We start from the raw sequence: 24,108 nt of genomic DNA, 5'->3' as shown, positions 1-24,108 counted from the left end.
TGCTCTCTGCTGCGCCGGTCCGGTTTGAAATGCGGTGTAAGCCGCCGTCAACGGCGCCCGCGGTGTTTCCGACCGGACCCTGAGGGAATGCGGTGGAAAAGTCCAACCTTTCCCGATCTACACCGCCCGACGCGCGTCGTCTTCCGGCAAACCGTCAGAATATCGGCAGAACCCGGCGGGCCATGGTCCGCCGCGGGCGGTTGGTTTCAGACCCGCGACTTTTCGAACGCGGCCCACGCCTGCTGAAAGGCTTCGAAATCGAAGCCCGGTTGGCAGGCTGCATCCAGAACGATGCGTTCGGTTTGAATCAAGCGCCCGATGGCGTCCTCCAGCCGGTCGATGACTTCGGCGGGCACGACCACCGCGCCGTGACGATCCGCATGCACCAAGTCGCCGGGCCGGACCGTCAGGCCGAAAATGGAAACCGGCGTGTCGATCTCGCGGACGTGGACAAAGCCATGGCTGGGGCCAATCGATCCCGCAATCACTGGAAAGCCCGCCGGCAAGTCACCCAGATCGCGCATAACGCCGTTGGTCAACGCTCCTGACAGGCCGAACCCTTTGTGGACCGTGGTGTTGATCTCGCCCCAATAGGCGCCGATGCAATCGGGAAAGTCGAGGTCTTCGATCACCGCGACCGCAGGCGACGGGGCCGCTGCCATGTACTCATAATAGGCCATCCGGCGCTGGCGGATGACCTCGGGCGCCTCGGTCGGCGGATGCACCGCGGCGATTTTTGCGGTGCGGGCAAAGCCCACGACCGGCGGCTCGGTCGGGGCCGAACACACCATGGTGCCGCGCGTGAACCCGTCAAAGCCGCGCTTGCCCTGTGCGAACTCGATCGCGTTGCAGACGGTGGGGGTGTCGACCTGGCGCAGCAGGGTCAAAAGGGACGGTGTCATCATTCCTCCAGCCAGCGGCGCAGGGCCGCCGTTGTTTCGTCGGGTTGCTCGAGCGTCGGCAGATGCCCCGCGCCCTCGACCACCGACAGAGTGCCGTTGGGCAGCAGACCGTGCATCAGCTCGTGCCGCTCGACCGGGCACAACCCGTCCTGCCGCCCACACAGAACCAGCGACGGTCCTGCGAAAGACCGCAGCGTCTCGGTCTGATCCGGGCGATCCATCAGGGCGCGGGACTGGCGCAGAAAGACGCCCGGGCCAAGATCCATGGCCATTGCCATGCACAGATCGAGAATCGCGCCCTGACGCGGGCCATCGGCCAAATAGTTCGGCTTCATCTCGTCGCGCATCACGCGCCACAGCTCGCCCCGTTCGACCGCCGCCATCTGGGGGATTCGACGGGCCTTGACTTCGGGCCGTTCGGCCAGCGGGTTGGTGTCGAGCAGCGCCAACCGCGCGACCCGGTCCGGCGCCTGACGCAGGACCTCCATCGCGACGATGCCGCCCATGGACAGGCCGGCCAGCGCAAACCGGCCGGGGGCGCAGGCCAGCACATCGGCGGCCAGCGCCTCAACACTGTCATGGTCCGTCAGCGGCACGCTTATCAGCGGGGTTGTGCCCGACAGCGCCGCGATCTGCGGGGCGAACAGGCGCGCGTCGCACATCATGCCGGGCAGCAAAACCAGCGGGGTCATTTGACCAGCGCCGCCCCCTCGGCCAGGGCGGCCAGTTTGGCATAGGCGATCTGCGGATCGACGGCCCCGAACCCGGCGAAGGTGCCGAACCCGCAATCGCTGCCGGCGATCACGCGGTCGGCGCCCACGACCTCGGTGAAGCGGCGGATCCGCTGCGCGACCAGTTCGGGATGTTCGACAAAATTGGTGGTGGTGTCCACGACCCCCGGCACTAGGATCTTGTCGTCGGGGATCTCGGCCCTGCGGTCACGGAACACTGTCCATTCATGGGCGTGGCGCGGGTTCGAGGTTTCGAACAGGACATAGCGTGACCTGGTCGCCATCAGCGTCGAGAACACCTTGTCCATGGCGATGTCGCAGCAATGCGGGCCTTCGTAGTTGCCCCAGCAGATATGCACGCGCACGCGGTCCTGTGGTACGTTCTGCAGGGCGTGGTTTAGCGCTTCGACATGCAGGTTGGCGACCTTGACGAACTCATCATCCGACAGGTCGGTGAACAGCATGTGGCGCGACAGGGCCAGGTCGGGGCAATCGAGCTGCAGATCTAGCCCGGCAGCCACGATGGTTTCGTATTCGTCCTTCATCGCATCGGCCAGCGCGGCCAGATATGCCTCGCGCGTGGGGTAATGCGCGTTCTGCAGGAACAGCGAGATCACGCCCGGCGAGGCTGCGTTCATGAACCCACGCTCGACCCCGTGCTGCGCCATGGCCGATTTCAGGTTGGCGATGTCCTTGTTCAGCTCATCCTGCCCCTTGGACCGCACCTCGCCCGTGCATTGCGGACGGGCGTATTGCGGGGTGCCGCCCTCATCCGCCAGCCGTTGCAGAAAGCTGGGGAACATCTTCAGGTCGGCGGGCGCGTTGCGCGGGCTGTCCCCGGAAAAGCCGGTGTAGCGATCCTTGACATAGGTCGCGTACGAGATCTTGGAGGTCTCGCCGTCGCTGACGATATCTACCCCCGCCTCGACCTGCTTGCGCACCGTTTCGGAAACGGCCCGGGTCATGCAGGCATCGAATGCGGCGGCATCATAGGGTTCGCCCCGTTCGCGGGCGAAGATGAAATCCACCACCTCCTGCGTGCGGGGCAACGAGCCCACATGGGTTGTCAGTATCCGTGTCATGCGGGCTCTCCTTTCGTTACTGGCCGGTCCAGGTTGCGCCGGCCGGATCATCGGTGGCCACGACGCGATACAGGCTGGCCTCGCCGGTCATCGACGGCTCAAGCGTATAGGCCTCGCCCGGGTTCAGCAGGCAGGTGTCGCCGGGATTCAGGATCGCCTCGGCCTCGTCGGTGCACAGCAGCCAGTGGCCGCGCACGGGCATCAGCACGGTGTGCTTCTCGGGCGTGACCTTCCCTGCCCCCAACGAACCACGGGTCAGGAATTCGACCTCGAAACCGGGGCGGTCCTTCAGTAAGGCATCGGGGCCGATCACCCTGGCCGGTGCCTTGGCGGCCAGCGCCATCAGGTCCCAATAGCGGGCCACATAGTCGCGCACCACGTTCTGCACCGGAACCTCGGGGAAGGCCTTGAGTTGCTCCTCGGTCAACAAAGGCATGGGTTCGACACCGTCGGGCAGGTTTTCGCCCTTCTTGGTGTCGTACAGCACCCCGTTTTCGCCCAGCACCAGACCATGGGCCGAGGCATCCTGAATGACCTGCGGCGCCCAGGTCACCCCGCCGCCGGCATCATCGCCCCCCAGGATGGCCATAATCATCCCGTAATCTGTGCCGATATTTTCAAAGCCGCGGAAGATACCGGTGGGAATGTTGAAGATGTCGCCTTCCTCCAGCACGACCTCACCGGCGTCGCCCCAGCGGCCCCAGAAGAAGCGCCACCGCCCCTTGAGGACAAAGAACACCTCGGCGGTGGTATGGCTGTGCAGCGAGTTGCGGCATTTGGGCGGCTGGCCCGCGGCGCCGATGTTGAAGCCAGGCGTGTCGCGGATGTGGACATGCTGATCGGGGCTTTCCGAGACGCCGCCGCCGATGATGGTGAAATTCTCCTTCTGATCCGAGCCGGGCGTGTGGGCGTCGATGAAGGCGGTTTTGCAGGGCTTTAGTTCGCCATAGCGGACGATACGGGTTTCAAGCTGAGTCATTTTTGGGCTCCTGTGATTGGGTTGAACGATGGGAAGAGACTCCGTTCAACCCGGTGGCCGCAGGTTCAGACGCCGCGCCCGCAGCGAGGCGCGATGGGCATGGAACCGTCGCGCAGCCTGGCTGTGGTTCAGCCGGTATGGCCACGGTCTGAGCATCAGGCCTCGCCCGTCTGCAGCAGGATCTGCTTCCACACGGCGGTTTCATCGAACAGCGTGTATTCGCGGCGCAGCCTGGGTTGGCCGGTGATCAACGCGCCGAACTCGGCATGGCTGATGCCCAGCACATAGACCTGCGCCCCGGTCGGAACGCCGAACACGCCCCAGCCCTCATGCTTGCCCCACAGGCTCCAGCGGATCGCGGCACGGGGCGGCATGTTGGGATCGTCGCGGCCGATCTGGTGCTCGATGCGGAACTCCGCATTGGGGAAACTGGCGCGCAGCCCCATCCAGAACCGGTCCACCGCATCCCAGCCGTGCCCCGTCAGGCCGCCGACATATTCGGACTGCACCGCGCGGTCGTATTCGGCCCCGATAACGCCCATGTCGGCGCCCATGATCCGGGTCAGGATGTCGGCATAGCGCTGGCCCCACTCGTTGTCGTTGCCACTGCCCGTGTAAGGGCCTGGCTGGTCGGTGTCGGGCGACAGGGGTTTGACGCAGTTCTGCGGCCCGCCTTCGCGCGCGATGAGGTCGGCAGCGTATTCCTTGGGGTCCCAACCCATCTGGCGCACGATCGCGCCCTGATCGCGGATCAGCCATTCATCGTTGATCTGGTTGTCGATCGCGTGGCAGTCGGCCAGAATCCGATAGCGCAGCTTGGTCCCCGTGGCCTTGCCATAGACCCCGTCGCCCAGATGCGTGGCGGTCGAGATGATCCGGTGCGAGCTCAGCATGCCGTCCTCGGGCGTGCCCGACCAGATAACGTCCTCGCCCAGCAGCTGCCGGTCTGGAAACTCGGCCAGGGTCGCCATCGTGGCGCCGATGACGTTCTGGTTGCCCAGCACCACTGAGGCGGGCGACCGCACCACGATGTCGGGGCTGTAATAGTCGTGCAGCGTGGCGATGCCGCGGTCTTCCCAGATCTCCTTGGTGATGCCGATGATATAGTCAGGGAAATCCTTGAACTTGGGATCGAAGCCTTTCATGAGTCAGTCCTTTTGGGGGTCCACCCCTTGGGCAGCCGCGCCGAGGTCCGCACGACGAGAGGTCCGTCGATGGCAACCTTGCGGGGGGCGGCGTCCTTTGGGTTTTCAATGTGATCAAGCAAAGCGGTCACCGTTTCGGCCACCATCAGGTTGGCGCGCTGACGGATCGTGGTCAGGTTGTAGGCCGGCCAGCCAGCGGGCGGCACATCGTCGTAGCCGATGACCGAGACATCCTCGGGGATGCGCAGGCCCAGTTCGAACCGGATTACGTCCATCACCGCCAGCGCCATGTGGTCATTGGCCACGAACACGGCATCCGGGCGCGCCTCGGGCGCCACGTCGAACATGCGGCGGGCGGCTTGCCGGGCGTTTTCAGTGTGGAAATCGCCAGTGTCATGGGCAAACAGGCTTTGGCCGGCGGCGGCCAGCGCGGCGCGGAATCCCGCCTCGCGGTCGCGCTGGGTCGAAGCACCCTGCCAGCCCGCGATGTAGGCGATGCGCTGGTGCCCGCCCGCCAGTAGAAACTCGGCCACCTTGCGGCCGCCGGCATAGTTGTCCGAGGTCACGGTGGTGATGCCCTCGATATCCTGGCTGCGGTTGAACAGCACCACCGGAACGCCCGCCTGCTGGCAGCGGGTGGCGATATCCGACGACATCGGCACCGAGGCCAGAATGACCCCGTCCACCTGATAATCGAGGATCTCTTCCATCACGTCGTCGATGTTTCCGGCCGAGCGCGAGGCCATGAAGATCAGCACGTGATAGCCATGCTCCTGCAGGCGGTTCGACAGTTTCTCCAACGCCTCGGGATAGAAGTAGTTGTCCAGGTAGCCGACCACCAGGCCGATGATCCGGCTTTTGCCCGACACCATCGCCCGGGCCAGCACGTTGGGACGATAGCCCAGTTCGGCCGCCGCCTTGCGCACCTTTTCCTCGGTCTTCTTGCTGACCGAAGCGCCGGGCGTGAACACCCGGCTGACCGCCGACTGGCTGACGCCGGCCAGTTGCGCGACCTGAAGCGATGTGACCTTGTCAGCCATCAGTCTGCCGTCCATCCGCCGTCGATCAGCATCGACGTGCCGGTGACCAGCCCCGAGGCGTCGGACGCAAGATAGAGAACCGCGCCCATGATGTCCTCGACCTCGCCTACGCGGTTCAGCTTGATCTTGTCCATGATCCAGGCCGCGCGTTCGGGGTTGTCGAAGGTCGATTGCGTCAGCGGGGTTCGGATGAAGGTCGGGCAGACCGTGTTGATGCGGACGCCCTGCTTGCCCCATTCGATCGCCATCGCCTTGACCATGCCTTCCAGCCCGTGCTTGGTCGCGCAATACAGCGCCCGGTCGATGCCGCCGACATGGCCCATCTGACTGGAGATATGGATGATCGAACCAGGCCGCCCGGCCGCCATCAGCGCCTTGGCGGCATAGGCCGAAAGGAAATAGGCCGAGCGCAGATTGACACTCGTGACCGCGTCGAAATCCTCGGGCGTGGTTTCGACGGCTGGCCCGTGCCGCGCGGTCCCGGCCGAGTTCACCACCACGTCAAAGGCTTGCGCGGCGAACAGCGCCTGCAACGCGGTCAGGTCGCTCTGATCCAGCACCCGCCCCTCGGCCGACCAGCCCTGCGCCTGCAGGGCGGACACCGCTTCGTTCAGCCGCTCGGCCCCGCGCGCGGCGCAGACCACATGCGCGCCGGCCTCGGCCAGGGCGACAGCGCACCCCAATCCGATGCCCGAAGATGCGCCGGTGACCAACGCGGTCTTGCCGCTCAGCGAGAACGAAGGGGTGCGGGGCAGTTGGGTCATCAGCTCATTCCATCCGGGGTTTCAATGCGGCCCAGGTTCCGGGCCTTGTTGAATTCCCGCAGGCGGGCAAAGACGTCAACGCCAAGCTGCGCATAGGCGTCCAGAAGATCGACCAGAACCCAGTTTTCGCGGATCCGTCCGTTCTCCAGCCGCCAGAAATCGAGGCTGCGCATGGTGATCCGCTTGCCCGAAGGCGCGATGCCCATCCACCCGTCATGGGTGACGGTCTGGATCATGTTGGGCCAGCCCGTCACTGCCGCATAGTCGCCATCGCCGAAGAAATGATAGGTGATGTCGTCGACATATTGCCCGCGATCCGGCATTCCGTTCAGGAACGGGATCTGGTGCCAATTACGGAACCCGGCATAGCCGCGCCCGGTGCCGATGCCCGAAGGCCCGTACCAGTTCATGCGCGGATGCCAGAACCGCTCCATCTCCATCACCTCGGGCCCGCCCTGTGAGGGGTGCTTTTTCAGATGTTCCAGCATGTCGATGATGTGCTGGCAGGTGGCGCGGCCCTTGTCGGTGTCGTAGGGCCCCGGCACCAGACCGTCCTGCGTGGCCGGGCCGGGCACATGCCATTCGCGTCCCAGGCTGGGCGCCATCGGCCATGCGCGGGCCTGCATCATTACCTCGGGGATGTCCCACAGGGCCTGCATTTCGACGATCCGGCCGTTCTCGAACCGGTAGAACTCGTGAAACCGCATGGTCACCTGATGGCCGGTGGGCGGGATGTCCAGCCATGGACCGGTGAAGGTTCCGGTATAGTAGCCGCCGCAGCCGACCCAGTCGGCGCCAAACTCGTCCGGTCCGGCCATCACGATATAGTCGCGCCGCTCGAGGTCCGGCCAAGCATCCAGCAGGCCCTTGTAGGCCAGATCGTAGAACGCCTCGCTGCCGGTGCTGTCACCGAAAGGATGGCACAGGCGGAACAGGGCGTCGGGCGCGCTCACCTGCGCCAGCGCGTCCCGCACACCGGCTTCGTCGAAATCATACATCGCCGCCCGAAGCGGCGCGATCAGCGCCTTGTGCTGCGTATGCTTGTCACTCATTCTGCGGCATCCCGGTATGGGGCCGGTGCGCCATACGGCACGTTGATGCCGCCATAGCGGCGCACCCGTACGTTACATTGTTCGGCATGGCCCACGAACCCTTCCAGCAGACACAGGCGCGAGCCGTACTCGCCGATCAGGGTTGCCGCCTCGTCGGTCAGGATTTTCTGATAGCTGTGGGTCTTCAGGAATTTGCCAACCCACAAGCCGCCGGTATAACGCCCGGCCTTCTTGGTCGGCAGAGTGTGGTTGGTGCCGATCACCTTGTCACCGTTCGACACGTTGGTACGCGGCCCCAGGAACAGCGCGCCATAGCAGGTCATGTTGTCCAGGAACCAGTCATCGCGATCGGTCATCACCTGAACATGCTCCGAGGCGATCTCGTCGGCGACCTGCAGCATCTCGTCATAGCTGTCGCACAGGATCACCTCGCCATAATCCTGCCAGCTGACCCGCGCGGTGTCAGCCGTCGGCAGGATGCCCAGCAGGCGGTCGATCTCGGACTGCGTCTCCTCGGCCAGCTTGCGCGAGTTGGTGACCAAAACCGCGGGCGAGTTGTAGCCGTGTTCGGCCTGCCCCAGCAGGTCAGTGGCGCAGATCTCGGCATCGACGGTTTCGTCGGCGATCACCATGGTCTCGGTCGGGCCGGCGAACAGGTCGATGCCGACGCGGCCGAACAGCTGGCGCTTGGCCTCGGCCACGAAGGCGTTGCCGGGGCCGACCAGCATGTGCACCGGGTCGATCGTTTCGGTACCCAGCGCCATCGCGCCGATCGCCTGAATACCGCCCATGACATAGATTTCGTGCGCGCCGCCCAGATGCATGGCGGCGATCACCGCCGGATTCGGCTTGCCCTGGAACGGAGGGGTGCAGGCGATGATGCGCGGCACACCCGCAACGCTGGCCGTGGCCACTGACATATGAGCCGAAGCCACCATCGGGAACTTGCCGCCGGGCACATAGCACCCGACCGACTGCACGGGGATGTTCTTGTGGCCCAGGATCACGCCCGGCAGGGTCTCGACCTCGATATCGGTCATCGAGGCGCGTTGCGCGCGGGCAAAGTTCATCACCTGCTCCTGCGCGAACTTGATGTCGGCCAGCTCACGGTCTGACAGCTGAGCGATCAGGTCGTCGATCTCCTGTTGCGACAGGCGGAACGAGGCGGGCGAATAGTTGTCGAACTTCTCGCTCAGCTCGCGTACGGCGGCGTCGCCACGGGTTTCGATATCCTTCAGGGTTGCCTCGACCACGGCGCGGGTCTTGGCGTCATCCTCGGCCCGGTCTGCGTCGGACTTGCCGCGTTTGAGATACTCGATTGCCATTGTCTTGATCCTCAGTTGTCGGGACGGGGCGGAATTTTCTCGCCCCGGTCATATGCTTCCCAGCCGTGGCCCTGGAAGAGGTCGACGCCCAGCTGCGCGGCGACATGGGCGAAGTCGACGTTCACCCAATTGTCGACGATCTTGCCGTCGACCACTTTCCAGAAATCCATGTAGCGGATCTCGACCCGCTTGCCGGTGGGCGGAATGCCCAGAAATTCACCCGAATGGGTCGCCTCCTGCCGGCCAAAGGCCGCGGCCCATTCGCCCATGTAGAGCCGCGCCTCGTCGATGCAGACCTTGTCGGAAAACGCGGCCTGGAAGGGGCGCTGCCAGTTGTCCTGAAACTCTTGCAGACCGTTCTTCGTGCCGCAGCCTTGGTTGCCCATCCAGCGGAACCCTTCGGCGAAGAACTCGCCAATGTCGTTGATGCGGTGGTCATTCAGGCCGTCGACCATGGCTTCGATCACGCGGCGCGTGTCTTCGGTCTTGGTCAGGTCGGTGTCGCGGGTCAGAACCGCTTGTTCAGGTCGGGAACCTTTCATCGTCTTGTCCTTGTCAGATTGTCAGGGATTGGGGATCGGGGGAGCATGCCCCCAAACCCGGGAAAATCCCTTGGCAACCTGTTTAGCGCCGGGTGGCGCGTCAGGGCGTTATGGCGGAACCGGCGGCTCATCAGCCCTTGACCGCGCCGGCGGTCAGTCCGCTGACGATCTGGCGCTGGAAGATCATGACCAAGAAGAAGAGCGGCGCGGTGATCGACACGGCGGCGGCCACGGCGACGACCTGGTCGGTGGTGGTGGTTTCGCGGTTGAACATGCCGGCGATGGCGGGAACCATGGTCTGGTTCTGCGCGTCCAGCAGCAGCGAGGTCACCAGAAAGTCGTTGTAGGCCAGCAGGAAGCTGAACAGCCCGGTAGTGATGACGCCCGGCCACATCACAGGCATGATCACCCGACGGAAGGCCTGGAAATGGTTGCAGCCATCCACGCGCGCGGCTTCGTCCAGCTCGGCCGGGATGTTCTGGAAGAACGACCGCAGCATCCAGATGGTAAAGGGCTGGTTGATCGCCACCAGAACCGCGATCACGGCAAAGGGCTTGCCATATAGCGTGGGCGCGTTTTCCCCCAGGATCGGGCGCAGCCATTCGGCCGAGTTGATGAAGACCGGCAAATAGCCCGCCACCAGAACCGAGTGCGGCAGCGCGCGGAACACCAACGCGACGATCAGGATCCAGAACGCAAGCGTCGAGCCGGACCGCGCCAGCCCATAGCCCGCCAGCGTGCCCACTGTCAGCGACACGGTCACGACGCCCGCGGTAACGATCAGCGAGTTCTTGAAGTTGTTGGAAAAGCCGCGGTCGATCCAGACGGTCTTGTAGTGCTCGGTCGTCAGGCCCAACACGTCGCGCCCCAGCGGGCCGAACAGTGGGTTCAGCACGTTCAGAACGGCCGGCAGAACAATGAAGAACACCAGCAGAAAACCCAGCACCAGAACCAGCCCGCCGATGATCCAGCCGAACCAGGCCTGCCCTGGCCGCGTGTAGGACTTCACCATTTCGGGCAGGGTCTTGGTGGCCAGGCGCGCGGTGGCCCACAGCACTGCGATGCCCATCAGGATATCGAGGATCGAGATCCCCTTTCCGGTCTCGAGCGTAGCCGGACCGAAGATCACGTTCAGCGCATTGCCGTCGAATGCGTCCACCGGCGACTTGAAGCTCATCACCGTGATCCAGAAGATCGGGAAAGCCGCCACCAGGCACCAGAAGGCCAGGAAGAAATTCGATGTCAGCCGCAGACCGAGCGGTTGGCGAAGCGCGCTTGAGGACATGTCAGTGGCCTCCCTTATGGTCGCGCCATGTCCGGCGCAGCGGTGCGATGAGAAGGATGACGATTCCGACCATGGTCAGCATGGCGCTGGCCGAGGCCCGGCTGATCGAACGGTTGCCCGCCTGATCCGGCACGAGGAAGTCATAGGTCAGCCATTGCAGCGAGATGACGTAGCCTTGGCTCGAGAAGCCGACGATTTCTTCGAACACCCGGTACGCGTCCATCAGATGAATCATCGACACGAAGATGATCAGCGGCATCAGGTGCGGGATGACGATGTATTTCAGGCGCTGCCAGCGGCTTGCGCCGTCGATAACTGCGCTTTCAAGGCTGTCCTGGTTCACGGTCTGAAGACCGGCATAGAACACGATCGCGGCAAAGGGCGCGACATGCCAGACGCGATACAGCATCATCAGCAACTCGATCGTCCAGGCCTGCGCAAACAGGGCGATGTCGCGGTTCAGCCACCATTCCAGCATGGCCGTCAGGATGCCGTCACCGCGAAACAGCCAGTTGATCGACAAGGCACCGATGACCGGCGTGATGATAAAGGGCAGGAGCGACACGAAGATCACCGGCCCCCGGATCGCCTGCGCGGCGTTGTTGATGACGATGGCGATGGCCAAACCGAACCCGATCACAAGCGGCAGGGTGATCAACGTAAAGGTCAGCGTAAAGCGCAGCGCCTTCCAGAAATTGATGGTGGACAGCACGCTCCAGCTGCCTTCGCTGATCGCGCGCCAGGCCCGTTCGGGCTCCAGCACGTTGCGATAGCTTTCCAGCCCGACAAACTGGGTCTGCGTGATGATCTCGCCGTGTTCATCAAGTTTCGGAATGGACTTTTCTTCAGTCACGCAGGTCTGCGTCAGGAAGCCGGGCGTGCAGGTCTCGACCTCGACCGTCTCGTAGATGGGCTGGGTGACATAGAAACTCTGCTTGAACACGCTGACCAGCGGGAACGCGATGAAGAGAAGCATCATAAAGACAGAGGGGCCGACAAAGGCGGCAAATGTCCGGAAATTCATGGCTCTGCCTTTCTCATGGTTCTCGGTGGTGGAAGATGCGGGAGGAGGTCGGCCCCCTCCCGCGTGCGGATCAGTTGCCGACCAGGCCGGCTTCTTTTGCGGCGGTCAGATAGTCGGCTTCGATGTCGGCCAGGGTGGTCTGGGCGTCCTTGGCACCGGTCAGATAGTCGGCCAGTCCATTGCCCAGCGCGGTGTGCATGATGCCCATCGGCCCCGACGCCGGGTAGGGCTTGGCGCCTGCTTCGGCCGAGGCGGCAGCACCCGCGGCCAGTTCACCGGGTGTGTAGGCCGGGTTCAGCCAGACTGCGACGTCATTGTTGGCCTGCACCATTTCCGCGTCGATGCCTTCCATCATCACGCGGAAGGCGGCGTCGGCTTCCTCGTCGCTCATGTTCTTGGCCAGAACCATGCCGTCCCACCAGATCGTGGTCGCCGGAGCCGCCGACCCCAACGGAGCCGCCGCCATCGTCACCTTGCCGACCACTTGGCTTTCGGCCTCGTCGTTCATTGCGGCCGCGCGGCTGGCCCACAGGTTGGCCATGGCGATCTTGCCCTGCTGGAACTGCTGCTGAACGTATGTCGAATCCGAGACCAGGTATTCCGGGTCCATATATGCCGTCATCGCCTTGAGCGTTTCCAGCGCGCGAACCCCCTGTTCGTTGTTGATCGCGGGCATGTTGCCTTCGGCAAAGAACTCGCCGCCCTCGCCCAGATACATGTTCACGAATTCCTGACCCAGGTTCCAGCCGGTCTTGAACGTGCCGCCCAGCGGATACTCGACCACGCCGGCTTCCTTGATCTTTTCCGCCGCGGCCAGCACGTCGGCATAGGTCTTGGGCTCGGCAATGCCCAGATCGGCCAGAATGTCGCTGCGGTACATCAGGTGCTGGGCGTTCACCATCATGGCGATGGCCATGGTCTGGCCGTCCACCTTGATCAGCTGGTTCGGCAGCAGGTCCTGGCCGTATTTGGCGACTAGATCATCCAGCGGACGAATGGTGCCCGCGTTCAGCAGCGGCACCAGCGTGGCGTTCGACACGCCGCCGATCTGGTACAGCGCCGGGTTGGCCGCAAAGGCTTCGGGTTGCTTCTCGCGGAATTCCTGATCCAGCGAGGCGCTGAAATTGCCGCATTCGGCCATGGCGTCGGTGGCGGCCTTCCAGGCCTCGAACCCGGCCGAAAGCGATTTAAGCGGAACGGTGTTTTCGAACGAACAGGCGGCCCAAGCGGCGCCCGAGGCCACCGACATCGCGCCGGCCAGTATGAGTGTCTTGAGTTTCATGCGTTTCTCCCTGTCAGGATCGGTCCGTCGTCGACGTCCGGACCGGTGGTTTGCCCTTGCGGGCTGTTGCGGGGTCAATCCCCGATCCGCGCACCGCTTCCAGCTTCGAAGAGATGACAGATTTCGCTTGGCACCGAGAACGAGACGGAATCGCCGATCTCGGCGCGGAAAGACTTGTCGGCCTTGACCGAGACCAGCGCGCCGCCGACCCGGACCGAGATCATCGTGGCGTCGCCCAAAAGCTCGAGCGTATAGATCGGGGCCGTGATCTGACCCTGCTCTGAAGCAAGAGCGGCGTCCTCGGCCCGGAACCCCAGCGTCAACGGCCCGTCGGGGGCATCTATTCCGGGGATGTCCACGTGCTGCGCGCGGAACACGCCACCTTCGACGCGGCCCTCGATCAGGTTCATGGCGGGTGAGCCGATGAAGCTGGCCACGAAGGTGTTGGCGGGGCGGTCATAGATGTCGGTCGGGCTGCCGACCTGTTGCACGATCCCCTTCTTCATCACCACGACACGGTCGGCCAGGGTCATCGCCTCGATCTGATCGTGGGTGACGTAGATCGTGGTAACGGCCAGTTCGTGGCTGAGGTTCTTGATCTGCGCCCGCGTCGATACCCGCAGCTTGGCATCCAGGTTCGACAGCGGCTCATCCATCAGGAACACGTTCGGTTCGCGCACGATCGCGCGGGCCAGAGCGACCCGCTGGCGCTGACCGCCCGACAGCTCGGCCGGTTTGCGATGCAGAAAGTCGTCCAATTCGACCATCGCGCTGGCGCGGCGCACTTTCTCGTCATGGGTCGCGGGGTCGATGCCGCGAACCTTCAGCGGAAAGCGGATGTTTTCATAGACGTTCATGTTGGGGTACAGGGCATAGCTCTGGAACACCATCGCCACGTCGCGGTCCTTGGGTTCCAGATCGTTGACCACCTTGCCGTCGATCAGGATCTCGCCCTCGGTCACGTCCTCGAGCCCCGCGATCATGCGCATCGTGGTGGTCTTGCCGCATCCGGACGGCCCCAACAGCACAAGGAATTCGCGATCGGCGATGGTCAGGTCGAAATTGTGGACCCCCACGAACGACCCCCAGCGCTTGCCGACATTGCGCAGTTGAATTTCCGCCATGGTGCCTCCCGGGAAGGAATCGTTTTGCATACGTTTGCAAAAGAGTAATCCAGCCACATCAATTCTGGCAAGACAATTTTGCAAACGTATGCAAAACTGTCCGAAGCAGGTGATTCACACACTCCTGACCTAAATCGCAACCCTCTGCCAGGAAACGGAAAAACCGTGAGTTTTCAGGACCAGAAAAAACTGATTTTGGCATTCCACGACGCGCTGGATGACACGGATGCCGCCGGCGTCGGCCAGGTCATCGAACAATTCTGCGCACCCGATCTGCTGTGGCGCGGCTTTCACCCCTTCCATGAAATCGTCGGCGCAAAGGCCGTGGCCGAGACGTTCTGGCAACCGATCAAGCACGGCCTGAAGCGCATGCAGAACCGGATGGACATCTTCTTTGCCGGCCGAAACTCGCTGACCCAATCCGATGATGTCTGGGGCGTGTCGATGGGGCATCTGATGGGCCTGTTCGACGCGCCGTGGCTGGGCATTCCGCCCACCGGCAAGCTGGCCTTTCTGCGGTACTGCGCCTTTTACAGGGTCGCAGATGGAAAAATCACCGAAACGGCCATGTATTTCGACATTCCCCACCTCATGGTGCAGGCCGGGCTGAACCCCTTTCCTCCACAAACCGCGGCACACCTCGTGCAGCCCGGCCCCAGAACCCATGACGGGCTTTTGATCGACGACCAGCCCGCAGCCGAAGGCCAAAAGACACTGGCGCTGATCAACGCGATGATTTCGGACCTGGGCCAGTGGAACAGCGGCCTGACGCTGGAGGAGGAACTGGCACGCACCTGGCATGACGACATGCTGTGGTGGGGTCCCGAGGGGATCGGAGCCACCTACACCATCCCGCGCTATGCCAAGCAGCACTCGGGCCCGTTCCGCGCCGGTTTCGCCGAGCGGTCCAAAACGCGACACATCTGCCGCATGGCCGAGGGGCATTATGGCGGGTTCTTCGGATGGCCCAACTTCACTGCCGTTCCGACAGGCGACTTCATGGGCATGCCCGCAACCGGCAAGCCGGGTGAGTTTCGGGTCATCGACATCTATCGGCGCGCGGGCGACAAGCTGGCCGAAAACTGGATTTTCATCGACCTGCTGCATTTCTGGAACCAGCAAGGGGTCGACATCCTGTCGCGCACACTGAGGATTGCCACGCCATGATGATCGACGCACATCACCATTTGTGGAACCTGAAGGCGGTGCACTATCCTTGGCTGATGGAGACCGGCGCTGTGCGGTTTTTCGGTGACCCGTCAGCGATCCAACGCGACTATCTTCTTGACGAATTCCGCGCAGACGCCGCGGCGCAGGGGTTTTCTGCGTCCGTCCACATTCAGGTGGGCGCGGCGGACCCTTGGGCCGAGGCCGCTTGGGTGCAATCGGTTGCCGATCAGACACCCGACTGGCCGTTGGTCCAAGTGGCTTTCTGCGATCTGACTGCCCCGGACCTGGGGCACCGGCTGGACAGGCTGCAAACCCTGCCCTCGTTGCGGGGCGTGCGCCAGATCGTCGGCCGCGCACCCGAAGAGGACATGGCATCCGGCACCAATGCCCTGCTGGACGACCCACGTTTTCTGGCCGGCCTGCAGGAACTGGGCGCGCGCGGTCTTTCATTTGATCTGCAACTGCTGCCCAAGCTGATGGAGCAAGCCGCCCGCGTTCTGGAGCGCGCGCCCGAAACGTCGGTTGCCCTGTGTCATGCCGGCTCGCCACATGATAGAACAGAGGGTGGGGTCAAATCCTGGTCCAGATCCATTCGGTCGCTGTCCGCGCTGCCGCATGTGTCGTGCAAACTGTCCGGTCTGGGCATGTTCGACCACGGTTGGACGGCAGACTCCGTCCGCCCGATCGTTCAGGAGTGCCTGAACCAGTTCGGCCCCGCCCGCTGCATGTTCGGGTCCAACTTCCCTGTAGACAGCCTGTCCTCGGACTATGCGGAACTGGTGTCTCGCCACCGTTCGCTGATTCCGGCTGAGATGCAGGCGGATGTGTTCGGGCGCACGGCCCGACGTTTCTATCGGTTTTGACGGGTCGGGGTCAGAAACCACTGACCCGCTCGATCAGCCAATACATCGAAACGGTTCCAATTCCATATCCGGTTACCGTCGTCGCCCAGTCGAGTGCGCCACGGGATTGGAAAGCACCCAGAACACGCAGCACTGCCAAGCCAAGCGCGACGACGGCGACAAATGCCAATTGGCCGGCTTCGACCCCGATATTGAAGGCTAGCAATGCGGCTGGAATGTCACCTGCAGGCAAACCGATCTCGGACAGGGCCCCGGCAAACCCCAAACCGTGCAACAAACCGAAACTGAAGCAGACAATCCACGGATATTGCTCGGACAGCCGCAACTGCCCGTCCTTGTGCCGCAATATCTCAAGGGCAAGAAACACGATGGACAGGGCGATCACCGCTTCGACCGGAGGACCCGGCACTTGCAGCAAGCCAAGTGTGGCCAAGGCCAAGGTGATTGAATGTGCGACCGTAAACGCCGTAATCGCCCCGACAAGCCGCCAAGGATCGCGCACCAGAACGATCAGGGCAAACACGAACAACAGGTGATCCCAACCTTCGAGAATGTGTTCGAACCCCAATTGAAAATAGCTGGCGAAAACCGCCCAGGTTGACGGATCGGCCGGGATCGTCAGCTTGGTATTGTCTGGGGTGAAACGCAGCGTTACCGCTTCTGCAGCCAATGGCTGCATCCGCAGCAATACGTCGTTGCGTTGCAACTCAAGCCCATCAATCGCGATCGGTTGATCCGCGATCGGCCCTTGGCATTGCGCCACCCAGACCGAAACCCACGCAGCCCCATCGTTCTGCGGCGCGGGTCCTGATTGCGGCGTACAAATCTTTGGCAAGACCGCCTCGATTGCCATCGGCCGCCCGTTCACATCCGGCAGCCTCCACAGAACCTGCCACGTGTTTTCCGTCAACTGCCGCAGATCGAGGAAACCGGGATCCAAGGCATGGGCTTGGCTTTGCCCGGCCGCCAGCATCAACCAAAAGGCGGAAAGCGCTGCGAGGATCCGCGTCATTCTTGCGGCTCCCACGCGGGCAGCGAGATTTCATACCTGTCAGCCAGGCTCTGGTATTGTGCTTCGGCCAGTTCCTCGGAGGTTTGTCTGCGCCAATCTTGAATCACCATGTCACGAACGTCATCCAGCGGCGGCAGTATGCCCGGCTCCACTGCGTTGACCCTCACCAAGTGCTGGCCATAGCCCGACATCACCGGTCCGGCCCATGCTCCGCTGGGCAACGACGCCAGGATCTCGGAAAAGCCGCGCCCAAACGTGCTGTCGATTGCGCGCGCTGACGACAGCGGCACCGTCTTTGGCAACAGCGTGGGCAACCCTACCTGCATAGGGTCATTGCCCACCGCAAGAGCCGATTGAGCCGCCTCAACATCGGCGCTGCCGGGGGTCTCGCCCAAGAAGACTTGTTCAAAGGCGAATTTCGGGGGCGTTCGGAATCTATCTGGATTGTCTTGCAGATACGCCGCAAGTTCCGCATCTTCGGGCACGACAGACGACGCAATCGAGCGAGTCAGGAATTCCATCTTCTGAGCAAGCCGCGCCCGAATGACTGGATCGCCCCGGTCCAGACCAAGATCGCGAGCCTCGCGCACCAATATTTCTTCGCGTACCAAGCCATCCACCAGCCGCCGCAATTCTTCTGGGGTGGGCGCACGATTCCAACTGGCGCTGAACCGGCTTGCCAACATCGATACATCATTGTCGTCAACAACGATTGCTTGCTGCTGAGCCTGCTCCTCGGACGGTGGGGATATCCAGTTGAACCACGCGAAGATTGCCACTCCAATCAGCAGGAAATGTGCCAGTGGTTCTTTCAGAAAACGCATAAAATTACCTGTACTCTCGAAAAGCTTTCGCAGAAAAGTGGCCACGACACCGGGGCAAAGCCCACTCGCCCATCATGACAAAAAAAACCGGGCGTTGTCATCCGCCCGGCTGAAACACTTTCGACAACCGGTCATCCCTCCGGTGTGTACCAGATCGGCGACGAATAGGCGCGCTCCTGATGCACTAGCTGCGCCTCCTCGGGAAGCTCAAGGTCAAAGCGCAGCTTGTCGTACAGAACCCAGCGTGGGGTCGGGATTTCCAATACCCGGACATAGTAGAAAGCCCGGGCTGCCGGATCGAATTCGGGATCGGTCCAGACGGTCACCAGCTCGGACGCGCCGATCGTGTTGGTCCAGCTTGCGGTGTCCAGATCGACCGTATTTCCGACCGGGGGCAGTTTGCCATTTGCGTCCGGCTCTCGATCCCCTGACCAAACAACGTCGAACACCTTTTCCTGCATCTCACCCTCGGCGTCCAACCAGCCCTTGACCACCTGGACACGGTCCAAGTTGGCGCCGATCGGATCGCGCAATGCCCCGATCAGGAAGGTCGGTGCACCCTCACCCTCGCGCGGGCGGAGATCACTGCCCATGGGTACGCCCTTGGTATAGCCTACATCGGCCACCAGACGCGTCAGCAAATCGTCCTCGACAAAATCCCATCCGCCAAAGAACCGCAGCCCGATCCGAGGCCCGGTCGTGGCATAGGTTTCGCGCCGCTTGAACGCGTCGAAAATGGCCGAGCGCGTGTTGTCCGACGCCCAGACCGCCGTGTAGCCCGAGGCCACCAGCGTATGCCCTTCGAACGCGCCCAACTCGCTTTCGACGAAGGGGTGCAGCACACGGGTCGGCGATGGTTCGGCACTGACGGATTTTCCGAAATAGTTTTCCTCCTCCGCTGTGGTCAGCGAAGTATGGCTGTCGGTGGCGCCGCCCATTCCGAACTTGTAGGGGTTTACGCCGAATTTCTCTTCGAGCATCAATCCGCGTTTCAGCGCCTCTCGCGCGTATTCGCCGGCCAACATGTCGTCGGTTTTCAGTTGCGTAATATCCAGATTGCCCACATCCCAATTCTCGTAGTCGGCGAATTCATCATCCGGGCTGAGAAAGGGATGCGCCTCTCCGTCGCCCTTAATCTGCGTCACCTCGTAGTGCGGCTCCCACTTGGCACGGTTCTTGACGTATTCTTCGTCAACCTTGCCACCGTGATAGGTGTCTTCGGTCGGAAACATCCAGCCGTTGGAAAGATTGCCATTATGCGCAAAGGCCAAAGCCCGTCCGCCGGTCCGGGCCTGATAGTCTTCCAACCAAGCATAGAGCGCCTTGGGATCCGTATCCCCGTAGGGCGGTTGTGTGACCGGTGGCACCACCTGCAGCGCTCGGATCGGCCCGTCCCGCAGCATGACGTTGCGGTGCAGGTTGAACCCCTTGGGTACCGAAGTCCATTCGAACCCAATGAAAGCGGTGAAATTGCCGGGGTCGTTGTGCCGTTCGGCGGCCAGAACGATCTGCTCCCATGTAAAGGCAAATGCATCGGCGCCGGGGCTGTAGGATTCCAGCAGCACCTCGGGCAGGGTCATTTGCGAAAAATTGGTAATGATATCAAAGGCGGCCTTGGCGGCCTCTTCCCCGCCAGCCTTGTAGCCCTGGTACCATTGCAACCCCTTCGGATCAGCCAGCACACCCGGCTTGCCCGCCTGCAGGTCAGGCGCAAACCCCATCAAGTCGGTGTGATCGGTCAGAACCATCCAGTCGAGAGGCCGCGCAAGGCGCACCGGCTGACCTGTCGAAGAGATTACCTGCTCGCCCTTCGCAAATCGCCACGCCTCATCCGGACCGAGCGTATTGCCGAAAGCGCCGGCGTCCAATGACAAGGACGTGTGCAGATGTGTATCGCCCCACAACGGACGTTCGGGAAAAGTACGATTTGCATAAGGCGAAAACGGTGCTTCGGCGAAAGTGCCTTCGGCAGCCTCCTTGCTGGGAACGGCATCCGCAAAACCCGAGGTTGGCAAGGCTATCAATCCGGCGAGTATCGCGGTCACTCTAAACATCTGGTCCCCCCATTTCCGTTTTGTGCGACCGGTCTTTGCCGCAGGCTCGACTCACAGAGTATCACAGTGAGGCAGCGCAAGTCTGAGAAACTTGCCTTGGGGCCAGATGACCACCTAAAGACCCTGAAAAGTCGTCAGAAACGGTAAGTCGCCCCGATCACTGGCCCAGATTGGCTGAACGTGAAGTCGTTGCCGTTCAGGACGTGATCAAAGGAAATGTAGCGATAGCCACCCCGGATCAGCCACCTTTCGTTCAAAGCATAATCCGCCGTCAGCAGCACCTGCCAGGTTTCGCTGTCACTCTGAAAGCCGCCATAATCGAAAAAGGCGGTGCCGGTCCACCGTTCGGACAGGACGAAACGCGCCCGCGCTGCAATCACCGCATCGGTCCAACTATTGTCGACCGAACTTGTACCACCCGGCGCGGAACCGGGCCGAAGCGTGAAGGTAGTTTCAGTACTGAACCAGCGCAGACCACCCGCCAGATCCAGTTGAACGGTCGGATCCTCGTAGACCCGATAGCCCAGATAGGCGCTGAGGAATTGTGTTGTTGCCGAGGTGTCGAGACCCGAGAAAATCGGTCCGGGCGTATCGGTTCCGAACGACAGGTCCGTGTAGTTGTAGTCCGCCAACAGGGTCCAGCGCCCGTTGGTCGCGGAAAATGTACCCATGAAGGCCAGATCCAAGTTGCTCAGCGCGTCCGAGAAGCTCAACGTGCCCTCTACGCCTCCTGCGGGCGTGTCGAGGCCGGTCTTGGTTTCCGGCATGAACAGGTAGATCGTCGCCTGATAGGACCAATCGCCTTGCTGGGCCCTGGCCGAATCTGCCCCGACGACAAACGCAACCGCACACGTGGCGGTCGCTGCGATCAAATTTCGTGTTGTTCCAAACATCATTTTCCTCCCGCAAACACAGAGAACTTTTTCTCTTTCGCCCAGAAAGATGGGCAAGCAGCACTGGTCGCCCAGTTCAACATAAAAACATCTTGATGTCGCCGCCCAAATTGCCGCTCGCTCTGATTGGATCTCTTGAACGCCGCTAAACGATACGCGCTGTCATGCAGGCCACCGGAAGGAAATCTTCGGCCGGTTTACAGGCACGATACCCGTCGAATTCGCGGCGTTTCGGCGCTAGTTCCATGTACTGCGAACCGGAGTCTGCGCCGCTCAGCCCGAACGACTTGCAGCAGTAGTGCCCCCCACGAGGATGTGAGCTCTTGCAAAGTGACGGGTCAAATCAAACGGCTATTCACCTGCCCCAGTCCAGATGCAACGCCGCGCGGCAGGCCGGTTCTTCCAGAACCCGGAAGGGCCGCCTCCCGTCTGCCAGAAGGCCGCACCAACCGGCGTTTTGGATACCGCGAAGAAATCCGATGCCAGTCCATCACTCTTTGTATTGCTTCCGCCGAACGACAGGGTCACACCGCGCATTTAAAGTGCATTGCGGCCGGGAGTGTCGGCACTTTCCAGATTGTCTTGGGGGAGCAAGACAGTCGCCGACTTGAAAAGTTTCTCTTGGAAGTCACAGGCTGGGTTTTACTGTGGAACGTCGCAAACCTTTGACTCTTTGGGCCGCCTAAACCCCAAGAAACAGGAAAATCGCGTCATTCAATTCTGGCCCAAACGTCAAGCATTTCCGACCTAGATCGTGAAGCAGCCGTTCGTTGTGCGTGCGGCTAATTCGGGCAGAGAGCCCTTTTTCGACATTGCTTTAGTTCGCGGCATTTGAAACCTCGGGTGCGAAGCGGACTTTCGGTCGATGCATGAATACATGTCAGTCCTGCGACCGAAAAGACTGGTGATCCGTCGTGTCTCACTTAAAATGCATTTGACACAGTGAGCTGGGAGGCTTGAACAAAATGACCAACTTGAACCGGAGAACTTTTGTCTGGGCCAGTCTTTTGGGAGCGACGTCACTGACGCCGGCGGGGCGGGCCATCGCGCTAACTGGATCGTTGCAAGACGTGGGAAGCCTCGCAATGGCCGCGCCAAAGGCTACCATCTACACCGCTCGCGAGATCGTCACGCTGGAGCCGACGCAGCCGTCCGCCGAGGCGGTGGCGGTCGTAGGCGGGCGAATCCTCTGGGTCGGGAGCCTCGAGGAGACGACCGCGATCCTCGGCGACCAGCCCCACGACGTCGACACGACCTTCGCCGACCACGTGATCGTTCCGGGCTTCGTGGCCCAGCATGACCACCCGGTGCTCGCCGCGCTGACCATGTCGTCAGAGATCCTGTCGATCGAGGACTGGGTCCTGCCCTCGGGGACTGTGCCGGCCGTGAAGGACAAGCAGGACTTCATTGACCGGCTGACGGCCGCCGTCGCGGCGGCGCCCGGTTCCGACGAGCCGGTCCTGACATGGGGCTATCATCCGGCGTTCTACGGCTCCCTGACCCGAGCCGAGCTCGACGCCATCAGCACAACCCGGCCGATCCTCGTCTGGGGTCGCTCTTGTCATGAGTTCTTCCTGAACACCGCCACACTCGAGCGCGGCGGGCTTACCCGCGAAGCCTACGCGGCCTTCTCCGCGTCAGCGAGGGAGCAGAGCAACTACGAGGATGGCCACTATTGGGAACAGGGTATGTTCGCGATCCTGCCCCACATCGCTACGATGGTGGCAAGCCCCGAGAGGCTTCAGGCCGGTCTTGAACTCAGCAGGGACTACATGCACGCCAAGGGGATTACCTTCGGCAACGAGCCGGGCGGCATTCTTGCCAAACCCGTTCAGGACGGAGTTAACGCCGTCTTCTCGAGCCCCGACATGCCGTTTCGCTGGTCCTTCATGCCGGACGGCAAGAGCATGGTCGGCATGTATGCCGACGACGCGCAGGTCATTGCCGAGACCGAGAAGCTCGCCTCTTGGTATGGCGGCATGACGGGTATGACGTCGAAGCAGGTCAAGCTCTTCGCAGACGGGGCTATCTATTCGCAGCTTATGCAGGTGCGCGATCCCTACCTCGATAGCCACACGGGCGAGTGGATGATGGACCGGGACGTCTTCGAGCGCGCCTTCCGGATTTACTGGGACGCAGGCTACCAGATCCACATCCACGTCAACGGCGATGAGGGTTTGAACCGCGTTCTCGACACCCTCGAGACCAACCTGCGGCGCAACCCGCGCTACGATCACCGGACCGTGCTCGTGCATTTCGCGGTGAGCGGCGCCGATCAGGTCAGCCGCATCAAGGCGCTTGGTGCCATCGTCAGCGGCAATCCCTACTACGTCGCGGCGCTGGCCGATCAATACGGGAAGGTGGGCCTCGGCCCAGAGCGCGCGGACGAGATGGTGCGCCTCGGCGACGTCTCGCGGGCGGGTATCCCGTGGTCGCTCCACTCCGACATGCCTATGGCACCGGCCGATCCTTTGTTCCTTATTTGGTGCGCGGTGAACCGCCTGACGACCTCGGGCCGGATCGCGGGGCCGGACCAACGCGTGACCGTCGAGGAAGCGCTGCGTGGGGTCACCATCGAGGCGGCTTACTCGCTGAAGCTCGAGGACGAGATCGGGACGATCTCTCCCGGCAAGCGGGCAAACTTCACTATCCTCGATGCGAACCCCCTCTCAGTCGACGCGATGGAGATCCGAAACGTCGGCGTCTGGGGCACGGTTATGGAAGGACGGATACTTCCCGCAGGTGGGGCGGAGCGGAAAGCCTCGCTTGATCTGCCGGGGGAAAGCAAGGCGGAACGGGCGTTCATGGAAGCTGCTCTGCACCACGCGTTGACGGTCGCCCATGGCCCGCATTGATCCGAAGTTGAAAGGGAGCAAATATGAATGTTGAAAGCAAAGTACTGGGAATCTTGTTTCTCACAGTCGGTGTGGCCATGACCGGCTGTTCTCCGGAGACGGCCGAGGATGAACAGCCGTCGGCAACAGCTCTTGCTAACCCCGCTGCGAACTACTGGGG

General features: G+C 62.3%; 21 protein-coding genes. 3 read left to right on the top strand and 18 right to left on the bottom strand.

Going from position 1 to position 24,108, the window contains the following annotated elements; translation table 11 throughout:
* Positions 1–206: 206 nt before the first annotated feature.
* The 14 genes from AC2FMN_RS05120 to AC2FMN_RS05055 all read right to left on the bottom strand — a co-directional run bounded on the left by AC2FMN_RS05120 (position 207) and on the right by AC2FMN_RS05055 (position 14,277).
* Positions 207–902: an RraA family protein gene (locus AC2FMN_RS05120; RefSeq protein WP_496686729.1), complete on the bottom strand. Its 696-nt coding sequence runs from the start codon at positions 900–902 to the stop codon at positions 207–209.
* Positions 902–1,594 (bottom strand): alpha/beta fold hydrolase, encoded by a 693-nt coding sequence (locus AC2FMN_RS05115; RefSeq protein ID WP_496686727.1) that lies wholly within the window; start codon positions 1,592–1,594, stop codon positions 902–904. The genes AC2FMN_RS05120 and AC2FMN_RS05115 overlap by 1 nt, the downstream gene beginning before the upstream one ends.
* Positions 1,591–2,715 (bottom strand): cobalamin-independent methionine synthase II family protein, encoded by a 1,125-nt coding sequence (locus AC2FMN_RS05110; RefSeq protein ID WP_496686725.1) that lies wholly within the window; start codon positions 2,713–2,715, stop codon positions 1,591–1,593. The genes AC2FMN_RS05115 and AC2FMN_RS05110 overlap by 4 nt, the downstream gene beginning before the upstream one ends.
* A 16-nt stretch (positions 2,716–2,731) precedes the next feature.
* The gene (locus tag AC2FMN_RS05105; protein ID WP_496686724.1) at positions 2,732–3,694 is read right to left on the bottom strand and encodes a cupin domain-containing protein; all 963 of its coding nucleotides are present in this window, start codon (positions 3,692–3,694) and stop codon (positions 2,732–2,734) included.
* 155 nt (positions 3,695–3,849) lie between these two features.
* Entirely contained in the window at positions 3,850–4,839 is a 990-nt protein-coding gene (locus AC2FMN_RS05100) for a nuclear transport factor 2 family protein (RefSeq protein ID WP_496686723.1), read from the bottom strand.
* Entirely contained in the window at positions 4,836–5,879 is a 1,044-nt protein-coding gene (locus AC2FMN_RS05095) for a LacI family DNA-binding transcriptional regulator (protein WP_496679113.1), read from the bottom strand. The genes AC2FMN_RS05100 and AC2FMN_RS05095 overlap by 4 nt, the downstream gene beginning before the upstream one ends.
* Complete coding sequence (locus tag AC2FMN_RS05090) at positions 5,879–6,643, bottom strand: SDR family NAD(P)-dependent oxidoreductase (protein WP_496686721.1); 765 nt, start codon at positions 6,641–6,643, stop codon at positions 5,879–5,881. Before AC2FMN_RS05090 ends, AC2FMN_RS05095 begins: the two co-directional genes overlap by 1 nt.
* On the bottom strand, positions 6,643–7,695 hold the full coding sequence (locus AC2FMN_RS05085) for an ester cyclase (protein ID WP_496686719.1): 1,053 nt from the start codon (positions 7,693–7,695) through the stop codon (positions 6,643–6,645). Before AC2FMN_RS05085 ends, AC2FMN_RS05090 begins: the two co-directional genes overlap by 1 nt.
* On the bottom strand, positions 7,692–9,020 hold the full coding sequence (gene hisD / locus AC2FMN_RS05080; protein ID WP_496686718.1) for a histidinol dehydrogenase: 1,329 nt from the start codon (positions 9,018–9,020) through the stop codon (positions 7,692–7,694). The genes AC2FMN_RS05085 and hisD overlap by 4 nt, the downstream gene beginning before the upstream one ends.
* An 11-nt stretch (positions 9,021–9,031) precedes the next feature.
* Positions 9,032–9,562: an ester cyclase gene (locus tag AC2FMN_RS05075; RefSeq protein ID WP_496679119.1), complete on the bottom strand. Its 531-nt coding sequence runs from the start codon at positions 9,560–9,562 to the stop codon at positions 9,032–9,034.
* 130 nt (positions 9,563–9,692) lie between these two features.
* Complete coding sequence (locus AC2FMN_RS05070; RefSeq protein WP_496686717.1) at positions 9,693–10,847, bottom strand: carbohydrate ABC transporter permease; 1,155 nt, start codon at positions 10,845–10,847, stop codon at positions 9,693–9,695.
* A gap of 1 nt (position 10,848) precedes the next feature.
* Positions 10,849–11,871 carry a carbohydrate ABC transporter permease gene (locus AC2FMN_RS05065; RefSeq protein WP_149774998.1) on the bottom strand — a complete coding sequence of 341 codons (1,023 nt, stop codon included), beginning with the start codon at positions 11,869–11,871 and terminating at the stop codon, positions 10,849–10,851.
* A 70-nt stretch (positions 11,872–11,941) separates the two neighbouring features.
* Positions 11,942–13,153, bottom strand: coding sequence for an ABC transporter substrate-binding protein (locus AC2FMN_RS05060; RefSeq protein ID WP_496679128.1), 1,212 nt, complete (start codon positions 13,151–13,153; stop codon positions 11,942–11,944).
* Between the two features lie 74 nt (positions 13,154–13,227).
* Positions 13,228–14,277: an ABC transporter ATP-binding protein gene (locus tag AC2FMN_RS05055; RefSeq protein ID WP_496686715.1), complete on the bottom strand. Its 1,050-nt coding sequence runs from the start codon at positions 14,275–14,277 to the stop codon at positions 13,228–13,230.
* 165 nt (positions 14,278–14,442) lie between these two features.
* Here AC2FMN_RS05055 and AC2FMN_RS05050 point away from each other — a divergent pair, with 165 nt between their 5' ends.
* A complete protein-coding gene (locus AC2FMN_RS05050) occupies positions 14,443–15,444 on the top strand; it encodes an ester cyclase (protein ID WP_496686714.1) in 1,002 nt (333 codons plus the stop codon).
* Complete coding sequence (locus AC2FMN_RS05045; protein WP_496686713.1) at positions 15,441–16,310, top strand: amidohydrolase family protein; 870 nt, start codon at positions 15,441–15,443, stop codon at positions 16,308–16,310. Before AC2FMN_RS05050 ends, AC2FMN_RS05045 begins: the two co-directional genes overlap by 4 nt.
* A gap of 10 nt (positions 16,311–16,320) precedes the next feature.
* Here AC2FMN_RS05045 and AC2FMN_RS05040 read toward each other — a convergent pair whose 3' ends face one another.
* The 4 genes from AC2FMN_RS05040 to AC2FMN_RS05025 all read right to left on the bottom strand — a co-directional run bounded on the left by AC2FMN_RS05040 (position 16,321) and on the right by AC2FMN_RS05025 (position 21,093).
* The gene (locus tag AC2FMN_RS05040; protein ID WP_496686712.1) at positions 16,321–17,322 is read right to left on the bottom strand and encodes a HupE/UreJ family protein; all 1,002 of its coding nucleotides are present in this window, start codon (positions 17,320–17,322) and stop codon (positions 16,321–16,323) included.
* On the bottom strand, positions 17,319–18,191 hold the full coding sequence (locus AC2FMN_RS05035; protein ID WP_496686710.1) for a peptidyl-prolyl cis-trans isomerase: 873 nt from the start codon (positions 18,189–18,191) through the stop codon (positions 17,319–17,321). The genes AC2FMN_RS05040 and AC2FMN_RS05035 overlap by 4 nt, the downstream gene beginning before the upstream one ends.
* Before the next feature lie 86 nt (positions 18,192–18,277).
* Positions 18,278–20,200 (bottom strand): DUF3604 domain-containing protein, encoded by a 1,923-nt coding sequence (locus AC2FMN_RS05030; RefSeq protein WP_496679138.1) that lies wholly within the window; start codon positions 20,198–20,200, stop codon positions 18,278–18,280.
* A gap of 134 nt (positions 20,201–20,334) precedes the next feature.
* A complete protein-coding gene (locus AC2FMN_RS05025) occupies positions 20,335–21,093 on the bottom strand; it encodes a porin family protein (protein ID WP_496686708.1) in 759 nt (252 codons plus the stop codon).
* Positions 21,094–22,058: 965 nt separating this feature from the next.
* On the opposite strand from AC2FMN_RS05025, the gene AC2FMN_RS05020 reads away from it, so the two are divergent.
* The gene (locus AC2FMN_RS05020; RefSeq protein ID WP_496686707.1) at positions 22,059–23,948 is read left to right on the top strand and encodes an amidohydrolase; all 1,890 of its coding nucleotides are present in this window, start codon (positions 22,059–22,061) and stop codon (positions 23,946–23,948) included.
* The last annotated feature ends 160 nt before the right edge of the window (positions 23,949–24,108 follow it).

The sequence above is a fragment of the Ruegeria sp. BHSC037 genome (assembly GCF_059613045.1).
The sequence above is the reverse complement of the archived record's forward strand: the minus strand, read 5'-3'. Positions and strand labels throughout refer to the sequence as shown.